This window comes from Ruminococcus sp. YRD2003 (assembly GCA_900109435.1).
Classification (GTDB): domain Bacteria; phylum Bacillota; class Clostridia; order Oscillospirales; family Ruminococcaceae; genus Ruminococcus; species Ruminococcus flavefaciens_G.
Genome location: FNZT01000009.1, coordinates 151,535 through 169,032, shown reverse-complemented (window position 1 = coordinate 169,032; position 17,498 = coordinate 151,535). Strand labels below are relative to the sequence as shown.

Here is a 17,498-nt window from a genome sequence, read left to right as displayed (position 1 = left end):
CAACACTCTGTTGAAATCGAACGCGCGTTCACGGAAATTAGCCGTTTTCACAACATAGTGTGCCGCAAAGCTGCTGTTTTTACTATATATATGCAGAAAAATCGCCGTCGGGGCTTGAAATATTCTGCATATGTGGTATAATGATAATGCAGCGTCAGAGCACAGTGTCGAAAACATTGTTGAGAAACGCGGTCTCTCGCCGTATGCTTCTCAGGTCTGCTCCCGCACGGTCAATAAGCCCGTACACGTCATTAATACCGAAGCGGCAAATCAGCCGCCCGTTACGGTAGGCATAGTTGACGGTCTGTGACGTCCCCGACGCGAAGCTGCCTTCATTGAGAAAGGCTATCACCGCCGCGGAGCGGTCGACCATATAGTAGTTGCGGTCGCGGTAGAGACCCGCTGCCCCGCCGTGCTTGCTGTAAACTATATCGGGGTCATCGTTCACAGTGACGAGCACGTCTGCATTCTTCTCCACATAGTCGAGAAGCGCGGCATAGTCCCGCGAAAATCTCTCGGCATGCCGCAGATACGGCATAGCTCCGATGAGACGGATGCGCGGGTCGATCTGCTTCTTGCGTACGATATACTCCGCCGCCCAGAGGTCGGCACCCGTGGCAAGTCCGCTGATGAAATCGGTGTATCCGCGCTCGGCTGCCATATCAATATACCTGTACAGCATCATCTTGACTGCTCCGAGCGTGATATCGGAGTACAGCGGGTCGCCCTTATACGGCAGGATGTTTTTCTCACGGTGACCTGTGATACAGACCGTCCTGCTGCGGTCGCAGTGCAGCTCCGAAGCAGAGCCGACAGGCATTCCCGATATCAAAGAGTTGAGCATAGCGCACCTCAAATATGTCGATACAAAATATTATACCACAGAATAAAGAATATTGCAACATATTCAAGCAAAAAAGCATTGCATTTATATAAAGAAAGGATATGACAGCATGAAACCGTATCTGAAAAGAGCGTGGGCGGAAGTCTCGCTCTCCCAGCTCAGAAAGAACGTAGAGATAATAAAGGGGCTCAACTCCCCTCCGACCGAAGTAATGGCAGTCGTAAAAGCTGATGCCTACGGTCACGGGGACGCGCATATCGTCCGCACTCTCGCACAGGACTGCGGCATAACCTACTTCGCGGTGTCAAACCTCGACGAGGCTATCGCCGTAAGGAATTACGCGCCCAATGCGGAGATACTTATTCTCGGCTACACTCCTCCCGAGTACGCGCATGAGATATCCATGCACAATATCATACAGGGCGTAGTCTCCACGGAATACGCACAGGCGCTCGCACAGAACTCTCCCGCGTCGATACGCTGCCATATCAAGATAGACACTGGCATGGGACGCATCGGTCTGAAGCACGATACTCCTGCCGAATGCGCCGATGAGATAGCCGAAATGATGAAGATAAACAAGCTCTCTGCCGAGGGCATATATACACATTTTTCAGTTGCAGACAGCGACGCTCCCGACAATGTCGCCTACACCGACAAGCAGCAGAAGTTCATACTCGACACATATGACGAGCTCGTCAGCCGCGGGATAAAGCTCCGCCACTGCCACTTTATGAACAGCGCCGCTACCTGCTACAGAAATACCTCCCGCAGCACACTCAGCCGCGCGGGCATTATCCTCTATGGTCTCCACCCCGACGTCAGCCTCGATATCCCCGAGGGGCTCGAACCCGTCATGGAGCTGAAAGCCGTCATTTCGCACGTCAAGACCGTGAACAAGGGAGACTGTATCAGCTACGGGCGCACCTTTGTCGCAGAGCATGAAATGCGCGTGGCTACAGTAACTATAGGATATGCGGACGGCTACTCACGCCTCCTGTCAGGCAAGGGCGAGATACTTGTCCGCGGCAAGCGCTGTAAGATAGTCGGACGTGTCTGCATGGACCAGCTCATGATGGACGTTTCTGATGTCCCCGAGGCTAAGGCGGGCGATATAGTGACAATGATAGGACGCGACGGAGACGACATCATAACTGCCGACGACCTCGCACAGGTCTACGGTACTATCGGATATGAAGTGGTATGCGGCATTTCAAAGCGTGTACCGAGGATCTACATTGATTAAGGAGAAAGAAATGAAAAAATGTTTTGTGATCGCAGCCACGGCGGCAATGCTCCTCAGCGGGTGCGCTGCTAATCCCGACGCTTCGGATAAAAGCAATTCCAAAAGTGCTAACAGCAGCATCACGCTCAAAGCTGAAGACAGCAGCAAGCTCCACGAGTGTACCGAGATAGCCTGCCGCAGACTCGGGAGCATCTACCCGGGTGTACAGTATGATGTATCCTACAACAACGACGACACGTCAACGATAAAGTTCGATGTATCGGCCGAAAACTGGAACGACGACACGCCGGACATTATCACCAGACACGGTGAGATGACGTTCAGAAAGGGCGACGGGAGCGAGACGAACTCCGAAGGAGAGACTGTCCCGACGGGAGAGGTCGTACTCGATAATTCGGATATTGACACAGTATCCGCAACGATGATGCATACCGAAAACGATATGGAATACGCAGTAGTTATCACGGCGAACAATGCAGGCAAGGACAAATTAGCTGAAGCTACAGGCGAGCTCGCAGGCACATCCACGCCGCTCGCGATATGGTTCGATAACGAGCTCATCTCCGCACCGACAGTGTCAGCTCAGATACTTAACGGCAGCGCCGTGATTTCGGGCGATCTCACAGCTGAATCGTCAATGGAGCTCGCTGCTGCCATAGACAGCGGAGCTCTCCCCTGCGGACTCGAAATAACAGAACACAAGATCGGAGACGATAAGAAATGAAAAAAGCAATGACCATTTCCTACGAGGTCGGAAAAAACCTCTACATAAACCTGACCAATAAATGTCCGTGTGCCTGCACATTCTGCATACGCACGCACGCCGACGGCGCATACGGTTCCGACCCGCTCTGGCTCGAGCACGAGCCTTCACTTGACGAGATATTCGACGACCTCGCCAAGCGCGACCTTTCCAAGTACGACGAGATAGTATTCTGCGGCTACGGAGAACCGACCGAACGTGTCAGCGATGTTGTCACGGTGGCAAAGGCGCTGAGAATGGTGCGGAAATGTCCAAAGCTCCGCATAAACACCAACGGTCTCGGCGACCTTATCAACGGCAGGAGCGTCGCGGCGGAGCTCTGCGAGGTCATGGACACCGTCTCCGTCAGCCTCAATGCAGGCACCAAAGACGAGTACATGGCAGTGACGCGCCCGAAATTCGATAACGCATGGGAAGCTATGCAGAGCTTCACCTCCGACTGCGTAAAGACGGGCAATGCCGAGGTCATTATGTCAATAGTCGATGTTATCCCGCAGGAGCAGATAGACGCTTCACGCGAGGTGTGCGAGAGCCTCGGAGCCACCCTCCGCATACGCACATTTGATGATTGACAGTATGCACAAACATCAACACTATTATTTGTGCAGTTTTTTGGATTTGCCCTATGGAAAATAGTTGAAAAATATGGTATAATTAAAAACGGTAATTGTCCCCAACTCTAACAGGGAGGAAAAACTATGGATAAGAAAACCAAGCTCATCCTTGCAGTGTCGATAACAGGCGCTGTCGTGGCAGTAGGTGCCGCAGCGACCGCTACCGTCATCGTCTGCAAGAAGATCTACGAGAAGAAATACTTCTCCGCTAACTGAGTTTATCATTATTCCGTGCTCAAAGATGTGTACGGAAAATATATCAAAGAAGGTTGAATACTATGGAAATCAAATTCACAAAAGCATCAGCTCTCAAGGCTAAGCCCCAGCCCGGTGACAAGCTCGGCTTCGGTCACATCTTCACAGACTATATGCTCGTAATGCCCTACGATGAGGGACAGGGCTGGCATGACCCCGAGATCAAGCCTTACGGCGAGATCGGTCTCTCCCCTGCCGCTATGTGCTTCCACTACGGTCAGGAAGTTTTCGAGGGCATGAAGGCTTACCGTACCGCTGAAGGCAAGGTACAGCTCTTCCGTCCTATGGAGAACTTCAAGAGACTCAACAAGTCCAACGAGAGACTTGTTATCCCGCAGCTCCCCGAAGAACTCGGTATGCAGTGCCTCATGGAGCTCCTCAAGGTCGAGAAGGACTGGGTACCCTCCAAGGAAGGCGAGTCACTCTACATCCGTCCGTTCATCATCGCAGTTGACCCGTTCCTCGGCGTTAAGCCCGGCGAGCACTACCTCTTCATCATCATCCTCTCACCCTCGGGCGCTTACTACGAGAGCGGACTCAACCCCGTCAACATCTACGTTGAGAGCAAGTATGTCCGTGCAGTAAGAGGCGGTATGGGATTTGCAAAGACAGGCGGCAACTACGCTGCTTCCCTTATCGGTCAGGACGAGGCTCACAAGCAGAACTACTCACAGGTGCTCTGGCTCGACGGCGTTGAGCAGAAGTACATTGAGGAAGTCGGCGCTATGAACATCTTCTTCGTAATTGACGGCAAGGTAGTAACACCTATGCTTCAGGGCTCTATCCTCCCCGGTATCACACGTAAGTCTGCTATCGAGGTAGCCAAGAGCAAGGGTCTCGAGGTCGAGGAAAGACGCATCGACATCCAGGAGATAGCCGACGCCTACGACGCAGGCAAGCTCGACGAGGTATTCGGCACAGGTACAGCCGCAGTTATCTCTCCTGTCGGACACCTCAAATGGGGCGACAAGGTAATGGAGATAAACGGCAACAAGATAGGCAAGATATCTCAGATGCTCTATGATACGATGACAGGCATCCAGTGGGGCAAGGTAGAGGATACATTCAACTGGATAGTTCCCGTAGAATAATCGGCGGTATTTATCCGAAGTTCTGATTATCCTCGTCAGCACTGATCCAATACAGCAAAGGCTCACCTGTTTGGTGAGCCTTTTTGTGTTATGCGGCTGTTTATACCTCATTCAGCATCCCGCTGTAGGTCTGACCGTCGATAGTGAGAGTTACCTCCTTCGTGTCCTTGACGGGAGCAGCCGAAAAGCCGTTGTCGCCTGCCTCGACTATTGCCTTCGGGTAGTCGGCATAGCACTCATCGGTATCCACATTTCCGCTGATGCCCGCGACCCTGCCTTTGCTCGACTTCTGCCACATACCATAACTGCCGCTGTAGCTCGGCTTCGGAACATCATAGTTCGCTACCCATATCGCAAAACGCTTCTTTATATAGTCAGTGGTACAGTTCGTCAGCGGGTTTGCTGACATATACAGTCCCGCGAAATAGCCCGCATTTTCAAGCTCTTTAAGGAAAGCAGCTATTATTCCGCTGACCTTCTCCCGACCGAGAGCGAGCACCTTCTGCTCCTCAACGTCGAGATATATCGGATACTCGAACTGCTTCCCGCGGAGCACCTCGATGCACACAGCAGCCTCGCGGCGTGCTTCATCCTCGCTCATCGCGTAGCTGTACCAATATGCGCCGCAGGGTATCCCTGCCGCCCTTGCGCCCGCGTAGTTGCGCTCGAACTTCTTGTCCTTCTGCGATATCTCCCTGCCATAGCCCGCTCGTATGATCACGAAGTCCGTGCGTACCGCCGACCAGTCGATATCACCCTGCCACTCGGAAACATCAATTCCGTTTTTAGTCATCGCTTTCACACCTCCTTTGCGTTTGCGGCTGTATACAGCCGCTTTCTCATTGTATGCGGGACGTCACAAAAGTGTTAAAAGCAATCAAACGCTCTTTGTGCGGTGCTGCCTTAAAGAAAAGTTAAAGACTTGTTAAAATCGCGACCTTTTCCATTTATGAAAACGGCTATTTTTCGAGTTCTGCCTTATTAGATTCGGTGAAATAATGTCTCGATTGTATGTAAAATTGTATGTAAAAAAACCTCCCCTCAGACGTAATGCCATTAAGCTATCGTAAGAGATAGTCTCACCGCTCTTGAAGGTTATTTCGATACGGTCTGAACTATCCATTCTCCTCACCTCCTTCAAATGGGTATAAGAAAACCGCTCATTGCTGGGCGGTTTCTATATCAATATTTACTATACGTCTGCGGCCTGTTTTATTATTGAACTCTCTTTCCCATTCAAGAGCTTCACGGCGAACATCATCAGGAGCATCGTCTTTAAGGAAACGTCTTCCTTCTGGGAATCTTAGTTCAGTCCATTCTGCAATTTTAATTGGCATTTCCTGCATATTACGCACCCCCTGTAATTATTCTGAAAACATCCTTAACAGTTTTTGATTGCTTCTTAGGATTTAAAAAGCTTGCAGCTACACATTCGGAAATGAATTCCTCAATATCGTCACCAATATATGATGACGGCATTGTATACCCCTCAATTTCTTGAATGGCTTTTTGAAAGATATCAGATATTTTAAGCAACTTTTCCGACCAGTTTGTGTCATTCATACTATAATGGAGCTGTATAGCATGACCTATTTCATGTCTCATTGCGTGTCGTGGATGACCAGTTGACCATTTACCGTTTTTATATTTCTCTTGCGCAACAGCAGCCATTAATTTTAAACCATTTTTCTTTTTTGCATGGCGAAGTGAAATCCAGCGACTATTATCATTGTAATTTCCTTCATCTTTTGAAACATCTGTCATCACATCAACACCAGAAACAGTATTGATTTCACCATATAATTCAACAGCCTTATTATACTCTTCGTTAAAGGCTTCCTGAACTTCTGGAGTAACTTTAGGTTCAAAAGAATAGTTAGGCTCATATTGTTCTGCTGAGGAATCTCCAAGAGCGTGATTATTTCCTGATTCTATTATACCATTTTCTGCCGAAATGTCAATAGGTGCATTTGAAACCTTTTCAACATATTCAGCATATAATCAGGCAAATCAGGATTCTTAGTGTGGTAAGCTCCCCACGCTTCTGCCCACGCCTCATCAGTAGATTTCAGCATATCGCATTTGCTCTCTTTGAGCCAACGTTCAGCATCCTCGGCAAAGCCCTCGGGAATGCCTTTCTTATCAGCATAGATATGTCCCATTTCGTGAAACGCTGTACTTCTACCGTCCTCATTGAAGAACTGAGTATGTCCGTCGTGCTTTTCAGCATAGGCTTTGTTGCCCTCGACTTTGGACTTGTGTATCTTTTCAGGCGTTTTATACGCTGTGCTTATACCAACAACATTACCGCCCTCGAAGTCATACTCGATGTTCGGATATTCGCCGAAGTGCATTTGCAGAACGTCCATATGTACGCCGTAATAGTCCTTTTCCTTTCGGGAAAACTTTTTACCTTTAACTTTCTGAACGCTTTTTCCTGAGCCGTCACGGAGCATATAAGCTGCTGTAAAGGCGCGTTCTCATCAAAGGTAATCTGTACCTTGCCTATTGCTTCATAAAGGCTCTTGTCGCGAACGTAGTCGGCGAGAAGGTAATGGGCAGCTTCGACGGCGGAGAAAAGGAGCTGCGCGAGCGTGAGCGCGCGCTCAAAAACTGCCTCATGGAACAGGGCTGGTAAGCGGTGAGCCACCCGATACCCGACTTTACAAACATCTCACACGGGCGGACATTTCAGTCCGCCCTACTTGCTTTATTTACCGCATTATGATAAAATGGATACAGGTGGTGATCATATGACCGCCATACTTATCGTCGAGGACGACAAGGAGCTCGCCTCGCTGCTGACAGACTTCCTCCGCGCGAAGAGATCACGGCTGACGGCGTCACACTCAATCTATCCGACCGCACTGCCGTCATCGACGACGAGAACGTGGAGCTCCCGCAGATATCCGAGAGCTTCCACCGCGGCGCAAGCGCCGATAAGGCGCAGGGAAACGGTCTCGGGCTCTTCAACTGCAAGAGGCTCATGAGCCTCATGGACGGCGAGGTCTATGCCGAGATAGAGAGCGGGTGCTTCAGCATCACTCTGGTGGTGAGGCTCGCGTAACAGATAAGAAATTGCCGTCGGCACGGAGTCGGCGGCAAAGCTGTCATACGTTGCGGGAAGGGCTGTTCAGAAGCCGTAAACTCCCGCAAAAAATTTTTTTTGAAAATTTTTGAAAAACTTTGTAACGTTTCCGTACTTAGTCCGTCTAACCGACAGAAGCCAAGGAAGGAGGTGCGATGATTGGACAAAAAGACTGCCGAAAAGCTGTACGAGACCTGCTATATGCAGGTGTATTCCTACGTGATGACCCTCGCAAAGGACAGCCACAAAGCTCAGGAGATAACTCAGGAGACCTTCTTCAAGGCAATGACCACCAAGCAGACCTTCCGCGGCGAATCCGAGTGTCTCTCATGGCTGTGCGCTATCGCAAAGAACGTCTTTATCGACGAAACGCGGCGCAATTCACGCTATCAGGAAGAGCCTGACGAGCCTCTCGCAGACATCAACACCGATATTGAGCAGAGCATTACCGACTCCGAGACGTCATTCAGGATCCATATGCTTCTGCACGACATGGAAGATCCGTACAAGGAAGTCTTTGAGCTGCGCGTGTTCGGCGAGCTGTCGTTCACCCAGATAGGAGCGATATTCCGCAAGACCGAAACATGGGCACGCGTAACTTATCACCGCGCCAGACTGAAGCTCAAGGAAAGGATGGATAAGAATGAAATATAACTGTGATATGATAGCCGACCTGCTGCCGCTGTATATCGACAAGGCGTGCAGCAAGTCGAGCGAAGAAGCCGTCGAGCAGCACCTGAGCGAGTGTCAGGCTTGCTCGGGACTGCTTGCGGATATGCGGAAATGCGACACGACCATTGACAAGGCAATCGCGAAGGAGCGCACCGAGGTCATCTCCAAGCAGGCGAGATTCTTCAAGCGCCGCACAGCCATTGCAGGCTGCATAATCGGAGCAATATTTGCTCTCCCGATACTTGTCTGCCTCATCGTCAACATTGCAACGGGCGCGGGACTTACATGGTTCTTCATCGTGCTTGCGGCAATGCTGATACCCGCGTCGCTCATCGTAGTGCCGCTGATGATGCCCGACAACCGCTTCCTGTGGACAGTCGGCTCCTTCACCGCGAGCCTGCTCCTGCTCTATGCGGTGTGCTGCATATACTCACACGGAGGCTGGTTCTTCATCGCGGCGTCGGCAACACTTTTCGGGCTTTCGATACCGTTCATGCCGTTCATCGTCTTCTGCAAGCCCGTCGCGAAACTCATCGGGAACAACAAAGGGCTGACGGCTGTAGGTACTATCACTCTGACCTACGCGCTGATGATGCTGTGCATAGGGATAAAGGAAGGCTCACTCAGCTTCTTCCGCTATGCTGCGGCATTCTCGCTGCCGTTCCTGATGTTCATGTGGGCTATATTCGCGCTGATACGCTATCCCAAGTGGAACGGACTGCTAAAAGCTGCCTCATGCATACTCGCGGGCTCGCTGATATACTTTTTCAACGACACCATCGTCTACCTCATACTCGGCGACGGATTATACTTCCCCGCATTTGACTCCTCCCTCACGACGACCGACAGCCTCAACAGCGTGATATGCTGGAGCGTGCTCGTGCTCGGAACTGTCATTTCCGTGATATTTGCGGTATCAGGAGCCATAAAGCTTGCCAATAAGGATAAAAAGGAGAAAGAATAATGAAAACATCTGCTAAAATAATGACTGCACTCACAGCCGCTTCAATGATATTCCCGCTCACGAGCTGCGTACTCAGCTACAACGCCAGTGTATACGACCACGCAGACAGCTACTCAGCGGGAGACTTTGAGACCACGACCGCAATAACCGCCCTCGACATCGACTGGAGCGCGGGCAATGTGGACGTTTCCTACCACGACAAAGACACCGTCACTGTCACCGAGACCTGCAATGTCGAGCTGAAGGAGGCTCAGCAGGTACACACATGGCTCGACGGCAGCACCCTCCATATCCGCTACTGCAAGTCGGGCACAAACTTCAGTCTTGATAACGCCGAGAAAAAGCTCGAAGTCAAGCTTCCGAAGAATACCGAGCTGAAAGATCTGCGCTACGACGGCTCGTCGGCAGGTTCGCACTTCGACGGTATCTATGCCGAGAATTTCAGCATTGACACCTCCTCGGGAGCAGCACAGCTCGACAGCTGCTCCGCCGACATTTTCGATATTGACTCCTCGTCGGGCAATATTTACTTCACGCAGACAGGAGAATCCGACAAGATAACCATTGACACCTCATCGGGAAACATAAACCTCGAAGCAGAGAAAGTCGGTGAGGTCAGCACCAACTGCTCCTCAGGCAAGGCAGAGCTCGACGTAAAGAGTGCCGAAAAGATAAGCACAGATTCGTCGAGCGGCGATGTCAAGCTCCGCCTCGGAGCTATGCCCTCCGAGACGATAATGGACGCTTCATCGGGCGATATAACGCTGTGGCTGCCGAAGGACGCGGACTTCACAGCTGACATAGACACAGCGTCAGGCAGCTTTGATTCAGATATCCCCTTTACCAAGAAGGACGATACCTACGTTTGCGGCTCGGGGACGAACAAGGTGTCGATAGACACCGCGTCGGGCGATGTAACGATAAAGACCGAAGAATAAGAAAAAGCCTGTGTTCGCTAAAAACGGACACAGGCTTTTGTTATTTGATTGGTGCTGCCTTTAGTCGGGACATCGGAAACATCTCAGTTTTCTCCCTCGGAGTAGCTGAATTCGGGCTGAATATGCTCGGTCGCCTTGCTGAACTGTGTCTCGTAGAGCTGAGTATACACACCGCCCGCTCCGACGAGCTCCTGATGAGTACCGCGCTCGGCGATCTCGCCGTCCTTGATGACGAGTATCTCGTCCGCAGCGAGAATAGTAGAGAGGCGATGCGCGATGAGTATGCTCGTTCGCGAGGCAATGAGCGGCTCTATCGCGTCCTGTATCTTCTGCTCGGATATGGAATCGAGCGCCGAGGTCGCCTCATCGAATATCATTAGTGCAGGGTCTTTCAGCAGAATACGCGCAATAGAGATGCGCTGCTTCTCGCCGCCCGAGAGCTTCAGACCGCGGTTGCCGACGACCGTATCGAGCCACGTCTCCTGTTTCTCGATGAAGTCGTAAATGTTCGCCCGCTTGCACGCCTCGATGAGCTCCGCCTCAGTCGCGTCGGGCTTGGCATAGAGAAGGTTCTCGCGTATCGTACCGTTGAACAGGTAGGTCTCCTGACTGACGATACCGATATTCTCGCGGAGAAAACCGAGGTCAAGGCTGCGGACATCTTTGCCGTCGAACAGCACGCTGCCGCCGATGACATCATAAAATCGCGGGATAAGGTTTATGAGCGTGCTCTTGCCCGAGCCTGACGGTCCTACGATAGCAATGCACTTGCCCTTGCCGAGAGTGAAGCTTATATCGTGGAGTATCTCGCGCTCGGGCTCATAATAGAAGCGCACATTGCGGAACTCGACCTCTCCCTCAGCGGAACTCGGACGAACAGCGTCGGGAGCATTCTCTATTTCGGGCTTCATGTCGTAGTAGTCGAAAATACGGGTAAACATCGCCATAGAGCGTATCCAGTCCACCTGTATGTTCAGGAGCTGATTCACTGGCATATACATCTTGCCGAGCAGTGCCACGAGAACGCTTATCTGTCCTACGGTTATCGTCTTGTCAAAGCGCATCATTATGATACCGCCGACGAGGTATATCAGCATAGGACCGATGTTCGTGAACGTTCCGAGCGCCATGCGGAACCACCTGCCCGCCATGCTCTCCTTGATGTTGAGGCCTATCATTTTGCGGTTGACGGACTCATAATGTTCATACTCCTTCTCCTCCATTCCGAACTGCTTCACGAGGAGCTGCCCGCTGACGGAAAGGGTCTCGTTGAGTATGCCGTTTATCTCATCGCTGCAAGCCTGTGAGTCCTTTGTTATCGACCAGCGGCGCTTGCCCGCGCTGCGCGTCGGTATAACGAACAGCGGTACTACAGCTATGCCTACGAGAGCGAGCTTCCAGTTCTCGCTGAACATCAGTATCAGTGCGACGGTCAGTGTGATAGTGTTGGAGATTATGCTTGTCAGGGTGCTTGTGATTATCTGCTGAACGCCTGAGATATCGCTTGTCATACGGGTAATTATATCGCCCTGATTGTTGCTTGTAAAGAAGCGCATGGACATCTTTTGCAGGTGAGCATACATGGAATTCCGCATATCGAACGTGATGTGCTGAGCTATCCACGTATTGAGGTAGCTCTCGAGTATACCGATCAGGTTCGCAAGGAGAGTGACTCCGAACGACAGCAGTATATACAGCACCAGAGCACGCATATTCTTTGCGATCAGACCATCGTCGATTATCCTTCCTGTCAGTACCGACGGCAGAAGAGTAAGGACAGCCGAACAGAGTATCGCTGCAAGGACGAAGAGCATTTGCAGCTTGTAGGGAAGCAGATATGAGAATATACGCTTTATGAGTTTTTTTGTCACTTTCGGCTTGTTCTTTTTTTCCTCATCGGTCAGGTAACCAGGACCGAACCTGCCATTCGGCGGCGGCATAGACATTCCTCCTGTACGTTTTTATAACAATCAAATTATAAACCAAATACGCAGAATTGTCAATTAAAAGAAGAAAGACGCACGCTGAGCGTGCGTCTTTCTTCATAGATACAGGAAAGGAGGTCAATTCCTGGCGATTATCTTTTTGTTCTGCGACAGAGTCATAGCCGTATATACCTCCTGGCTTCTTCTCTGTCTGACGAAGTAGATACAGAGTGCGGTCACAGTGGTGATGAGCTCGGATATAGGAACAGCCAGCCAGACCAGCCCGATACTGTGGAGGACATATGCAAGGAATACAGCAGGTATGACAAGGAACGTACCTCTCAGCAGCGATATCATCTGCGCGATATGAGGCTTTTCGTTCGCAGAGAAGAACACCGACATTATCGCGTTGACACCCATGAACGGCATATAGAGGAAGTAGCTTCTGAGTCCGTTCTCGGCTATCTCACGCATCATTCCGTCGTCGGAGCCGTTGAACACGCTCACTATCAGCGATGTGTGAACGAATACTATAATATAAGACAATACAGCAAGAATGACAGCGGTCACAACTGACAGACGCAGCAGATACTTTATCGCGGAATCCGCACTGCGTCCGTGATAGCGGCACATCAGCGGCTGAACACCGCTCGCAAGACCGATGAACACTGCCGTGAACACAATGGCGATATTGGCTATTACGCCGTATGCAGCAATACCAGTATTGCCCATAAGACGGTAGATAACGAAGTTGAAAACGAGTATGACCAGTCCACCCGAGACCTCGGTGAAGAAAGCATGAAGTCCGAGCGAGACTATCTCCCTGATGATGCTCCATGACGGACGCATCAGACGCAGGCTGAACGCATTCCAGCCCGTGAGGAAGTGCAGGCTCATTATCGCCATGCTCACGAAGGGGGCAATGCTTGTCGCGAGCGCCGCCCCTCTCATTCCCATACCCAGAGTGAATATGAAAACGTAGTCGAGCACCACGTTCGCAAGGCTGCCGCTCAGTATGCCGAGCATTGCGAGCTTCGGAGCGCAGTCGTTGCGCAGGAAACATACCAGCAGATTGTTGAGCAGGAACGCGGGTGAGAAGAGCAGTATCGTCTTCAGGTAGTCATGCGAGAGAGCGAAAACGCTGTCATCGGCTCCGAGAAGATGAGTTATCTGCCCCGAGAGGAAGAGCCCCGCCGCCTCAAAGAGCACGGCAATCAGCACAAGGCAAAAGAAAGCGTTAGTGAACACCCTGTCGGTCTCTCTGCGCTCGGTCCTGCAATAGAGCATGGAGAAAATGCTTCCGCCGCCCATACCGAGCATAAGTCCGAATCCGTTAAGAAAGCTGAAAACGGGAAGTGAAAGGTTGAGCGCGGCAAGACCGTCCGCCCCCAGGCCCTTCGAGATGAAAAAGGTGTCGATAAGAATATACACCGAAACACCTATCGAACTGATGATATTAGCGAAAATATACCTGAAAAAATCGCTTTTTATTGTTCTGTTGTCCATTTTTTGTGTATTGACCCCCAACATATCCTAAAAGAGACCCGACCGAGTGCCGAGTCGAAAACAAAAAATATATATAATTTTACCATCATTTTAAAAGGTTTGTAAAGATTACAAAAATCACAATTTATGTTACATTTGTCACTTTGCTGCGCTAAAGCCCGCAATTTCCGACTGATTTTTCGTTAAATTTGTATGTAAACCGCGTTGATTTGAATTATTTTTCACTATTTCACCATATCCCCTTGCAATTTTTGATATAGCGTGATATAATATTTATATTGTTATTTTGAAATAACAATGTCAAGTTTGTAAGGAGGTCAATTCATGAATTGGAGGAAAATTCTTGCTGTCACCACCGCAATGGCAGCAGTCGGCGCGTTCACGCCGTCAACCATAGTGCAGAAGTGCGTATCTATGGTATTTGCGGCAGAAGAGACTGTTGTCACAGTCCAGCCCACGTCATTCACCTACTGGAAGTCAAATGACGGCTCGAAAACTGTTGAGAACGATGACGGCACGACATCAAACGTGACAGTCTACTGCGCCTCGATAACAGGCTTCGAGGGCGAGGCTGCGGGCGATATCGTACTGCCCGACGAGATAGACGGTCTGCCCGTCAAAAAACTGGAATGGGAATTCCGTAATGCAGACCTGAGCAATGTAAGGTCAATAACGGTCACAAAGGCATTTCGGAGCGGTATCGACTACATTCCCGCAAATGTCGATATCATCATTCCCGAAGGCAATGAACAATTCATTCTCAAAGACGGAGTAGTGTATTCAAAAAACATCAGCAACGTCCGCAATGAGAAGGACGACGGCACCTACGAATACGTGGAACAGACAACGCTGAGGATAGTACACGTCAACAGCGACGCTCCGAAGGACTTCGTTTTTCCCGCAGAGATAGACGGCGCGCCCGTTGATGGTATAGGCTGGGGCGCTGACCTAAGCAGACTCAGCTCGCTTACTGTTCCAGACGATTTCTCGTATATTAACATTTCAAGAAGAGTTGATATCCTCTTCTCCGAAAAACATAAAGAGTTCAAGACCTATAACGGCTTCAAGTATTATACTTATACATCCACTCAGTACGAATACGATGAAAACGGAAACTACAAGTACGACGAAAACGGGAACAGGATAAGCACTGAGGTCACGTATGCCACAGTATTCGGCTTTGATAACACCGTCAAGGGCGACGTCGTTATCCCCGACGAGATAGACGGCACAAAGGTCACAACACTTGATATCCACGGCTCTGCGTGGAAGGACAAGGTGACATCCATAACGCTTCCGAAGTACCTGTCGGTCTTTGAGACTATCAACATCCCTGATACCTGCGATATCAAGGCAAAGGAAGGCAGTGAGAACTTTGAGGTCAGCGGTGATTTCCTCATTGCTAAAAATGGCGATTACCGCTATGACAGCGAGCAGGGGAAATACGTTCCGAAGAGCAAGGCAATAAAGGTGCTCAAGCACCTTACAGGCGAGGTAACTATCCCCGACGGTATCAGCTCGATGAGCGCGGTATTCAGAGGCAACCCCGACATCACTGTTATCAATATCCCCGCAAGCCTTACATATATGGACAATTTATTCTGCTCGGATATGCCTTCGCTGACCGCTTTCAACGTCGACAAGGACAACCCCTATTACTTCTCGGTAAACGGCGCTCTTTGCAGACGCTACACATGGTATGATGACCTTGAACACCGTGACCTCATCGCTCTCCCCGAGGGCTATGAGGGCGAGTTCACGACCGACGACGATATCAAGCTCACCATTTGCGGACTTGCATTCGAGAACTGCAAAAAGGTCACATCAGTAAAGCTCGGCAAGAACACAGACTTTGACTGGCAGTTCGAGGGCTTCATTGGCTGTGATTCGCTTACAGAACTTGAAATAAACGGCAAGCTTGATTACTTTAATAAGGAGTGGGTATCCTCAACACCGTGGTACAAAAACCTTACCGAAGGCGTTGTCTATTTCGGTGACAAGGCTGTCGTTTTAAAAGGCTCTGACAGCGATACTCCTCTCGACCTCACAATCAAGGAGGGTACTTCCTGTATCCCGTGGTGGGGCATCGCAGAAGGCAACATCGGCGCTATCAATATTCCCGCCTCGCTTGAAGAGATAGGCGCATTCGTCCTTGACCACGAGCAGATAGCCGCGGTCAACATCGACCCCGCAAACAAGAACTACGCATCACTTGACGGCGTTATATTCAGCAAGGATATGAAGACGCTGAAATACTATCCGCAGTCCAAGACCGACAGCTCCTACACAGTCCCCGACGGCACCGAGATCATCGCGGTAAGCGCATTCGAGGGCAACAGCTTCATCAAGCACGTAGAGATACCGGAAACGGTCGAGAACATATTCGGCTGCTATGACTGGGGCGGAGCATTCTCCAGCTGCACCTCCCTTGAAGAGATAAAGGTACCGAGCAAGGTCAAGGATATGGACTGGGGCGAGCTCGCAGGCTGCGAACTCAAGGTACTCGACCTCCCCGAGACCATGGAATGCTATACAGGTCGCCTCTGCCCCGAATACAAGTACAACAGTGAGACATGGAATTATGAACCCACAGGCGAATACAAAGTATACAGCAACGGCGGCTGCAAGGCAAAAACCGAGAGGATAATATTCAGGAATCCCGAGTGCAATATCAACAATGTAAGTGATACTATCATCGTCGGATATAAGGACTCTACAGCCGAGACCTACGCCAAGGAGAACAACCTCAAGTTTGAGCTCCTTGACGACTACGACAAGGCGCAGGAGACCGCAACAACAACAACAACAACAACAACTACTACTACTACTACTACTACTACAACTACCACCACCACTACTGCAACCGAGTCCACAACTACATCTGCCGAACAGACTACAACTACAGCAACACAGCCCTCGACAACACAGTCTGCTGCTTCGACTACAGGATCGGCAACGACCACAGCAACACAGACCACCACAGCTTCGGCTTCCACCACAGAGCCCGCTGTGACCACATCTGCAACCCCCGATGGGCCTGATATGTCCGATTTCTGTGGAAACTGGCTGGTATACGGAGCAGTGGTAAAGGGCATCCCGCGAGATGTTACGTCAGATGAGATCTACCAGTTCGTTATCTCACCCAACAAAACAGGAAGAGCAGTATTGGAGAACAAGTCGTTCGACTTCACATGGGCACCCTCGGCAGACGGCAAAAAGCTTACTATCACCCAGTCCGACGGCAGCACTTTTGACCTCGCACATGACGGCACAGACCTTATATTCTACGTTTCTGAGGGCAAGGCTCTGAACCTCAGACACGGCGAGTTACCCGTTGACCTCGGCGACCCGAACCACGACGGCAAGGTCGATGCAAACGATGCATCGTTCGTGCTTGTGCAGTATTCAAAGCTCTCTACAGGCGGCAGTGGATTACTCACCGAAAATGAAAAATACGCTGCCGACGTCAACGAAGACAACAAGATAGACGCCAAGGATGCATCGATAGTGCTCGCGTACTATTCATACCTCTCAACAGGCGGCGATGAAAAATTCGACGTATACATTGAAAAACAGAAAAAGTAAAAACGAA

At 50.4% G+C, this 17,498-nt stretch carries 17 protein-coding genes; 10 read left to right on the top strand and 7 right to left on the bottom strand.

The genetic code is table 11. From position 1 onward, the window contains the following. Positions 1 to 154: 154 nt before the first annotated feature. The gene (locus tag BMX22_RS08885) at positions 155 to 844 is read right to left on the bottom strand and encodes an SLOG family protein (protein WP_074742117.1); all 690 of its coding nucleotides are present in this window, start codon (positions 842 to 844) and stop codon (positions 155 to 157) included. Between the two features lie 109 nt (positions 845 to 953). On the opposite strand from BMX22_RS08885, the gene alr reads away from it, so the two are divergent. The 5 genes from alr (at position 954) to BMX22_RS08865 (ending at position 4,813) form a co-directional block, all read left to right on the top strand. Continuing rightward, the gene (gene alr / locus BMX22_RS08880) at positions 954 to 2,090 is read left to right on the top strand and encodes an alanine racemase (RefSeq protein ID WP_074742116.1); all 1,137 of its coding nucleotides are present in this window, start codon (positions 954 to 956) and stop codon (positions 2,088 to 2,090) included. 10 nt (positions 2,091 to 2,100) lie between these two features. Next, entirely contained in the window at positions 2,101 to 2,814 is a 714-nt protein-coding gene (locus BMX22_RS08875; RefSeq protein WP_074742115.1) for a SecDF P1 head subdomain-containing protein, read from the top strand. Further along, positions 2,811 to 3,425, top strand: coding sequence for a TIGR04100 family radical SAM protein (locus BMX22_RS08870; protein ID WP_074742114.1), 615 nt, complete (start codon positions 2,811 to 2,813; stop codon positions 3,423 to 3,425). Before BMX22_RS08875 ends, BMX22_RS08870 begins: the two co-directional genes overlap by 4 nt. Positions 3,426 to 3,551: 126 nt before the next feature. Next, complete coding sequence (locus tag BMX22_RS16865; protein ID WP_318259720.1) at positions 3,552 to 3,683, top strand: hypothetical protein; 132 nt, start codon at positions 3,552 to 3,554, stop codon at positions 3,681 to 3,683. A gap of 62 nt (positions 3,684 to 3,745) precedes the next feature. Beyond that, complete coding sequence (locus tag BMX22_RS08865; protein WP_074742113.1) at positions 3,746 to 4,813, top strand: branched-chain amino acid aminotransferase; 1,068 nt, start codon at positions 3,746 to 3,748, stop codon at positions 4,811 to 4,813. Positions 4,814 to 4,913: 100 nt separating this feature from the next. Here BMX22_RS08865 and BMX22_RS08860 read toward each other — a convergent pair whose 3' ends face one another. From BMX22_RS08860 to BMX22_RS08840, 4 genes are all read right to left on the bottom strand, one after another. Further along, positions 4,914 to 5,606, bottom strand: a complete 693-nt coding sequence (locus tag BMX22_RS08860) for a glycoside hydrolase family 25 protein (protein ID WP_074742112.1) — start codon at positions 5,604 to 5,606, stop codon at positions 4,914 to 4,916. A 367-nt stretch (positions 5,607 to 5,973) separates the two neighbouring features. Beyond that, positions 5,974 to 6,159, bottom strand: coding sequence for a hypothetical protein (locus tag BMX22_RS08850; RefSeq protein ID WP_074742110.1), 186 nt, complete (start codon positions 6,157 to 6,159; stop codon positions 5,974 to 5,976). Between the two features lies 1 nt (position 6,160). Then, positions 6,161 to 6,577 (bottom strand): hypothetical protein, encoded by a 417-nt coding sequence (locus tag BMX22_RS08845; protein WP_074742109.1) that lies wholly within the window; start codon positions 6,575 to 6,577, stop codon positions 6,161 to 6,163. Between the two features lie 170 nt (positions 6,578 to 6,747). Then, positions 6,748 to 7,182: a hypothetical protein gene (locus BMX22_RS08840; RefSeq protein ID WP_143055506.1), complete on the bottom strand. Its 435-nt coding sequence runs from the start codon at positions 7,180 to 7,182 to the stop codon at positions 6,748 to 6,750. Positions 7,183 to 7,703: 521 nt separating this feature from the next. Here BMX22_RS08840 and BMX22_RS08835 point away from each other — a divergent pair. From BMX22_RS08835 to BMX22_RS08820, 4 genes are all read left to right on the top strand, one after another. Beyond that, positions 7,704 to 7,880, top strand: coding sequence for an ATP-binding protein (locus tag BMX22_RS08835; protein ID WP_318259719.1), 177 nt, complete (start codon positions 7,704 to 7,706; stop codon positions 7,878 to 7,880). A gap of 180 nt (positions 7,881 to 8,060) precedes the next feature. After that, positions 8,061 to 8,555: an RNA polymerase sigma factor gene (locus BMX22_RS08830; RefSeq protein ID WP_318259718.1), complete on the top strand. Its 495-nt coding sequence runs from the start codon at positions 8,061 to 8,063 to the stop codon at positions 8,553 to 8,555. After that, entirely contained in the window at positions 8,545 to 9,537 is a 993-nt protein-coding gene (locus tag BMX22_RS08825; RefSeq protein WP_074742107.1) for a zf-HC2 domain-containing protein, read from the top strand. The genes BMX22_RS08830 and BMX22_RS08825 overlap by 11 nt, the downstream gene beginning before the upstream one ends. Then, the gene (locus BMX22_RS08820) at positions 9,537 to 10,475 is read left to right on the top strand and encodes a DUF4097 family beta strand repeat-containing protein (RefSeq protein ID WP_074742106.1); all 939 of its coding nucleotides are present in this window, start codon (positions 9,537 to 9,539) and stop codon (positions 10,473 to 10,475) included. Before BMX22_RS08825 ends, BMX22_RS08820 begins: the two co-directional genes overlap by 1 nt. 83 nt (positions 10,476 to 10,558) lie before the next feature. Here BMX22_RS08820 and BMX22_RS08815 read toward each other — a convergent pair whose 3' ends face one another. Further along, positions 10,559 to 12,415, bottom strand: a complete 1,857-nt coding sequence (locus BMX22_RS08815) for an ABC transporter ATP-binding protein (RefSeq protein WP_143055505.1) — start codon at positions 12,413 to 12,415, stop codon at positions 10,559 to 10,561. Positions 12,416 to 12,538: 123 nt separating this feature from the next. Further along, entirely contained in the window at positions 12,539 to 13,906 is a 1,368-nt protein-coding gene (locus tag BMX22_RS08810; protein WP_081349150.1) for an MATE family efflux transporter, read from the bottom strand. Between the two features lie 324 nt (positions 13,907 to 14,230). On the opposite strand from BMX22_RS08810, the gene BMX22_RS15870 reads away from it, so the two are divergent. After that, on the top strand, positions 14,231 to 17,491 hold the full coding sequence (locus BMX22_RS15870) for a leucine-rich repeat protein (protein ID WP_081349149.1): 3,261 nt from the start codon (positions 14,231 to 14,233) through the stop codon (positions 17,489 to 17,491). Positions 17,492 to 17,498: the final 7 nt, after the last annotated feature.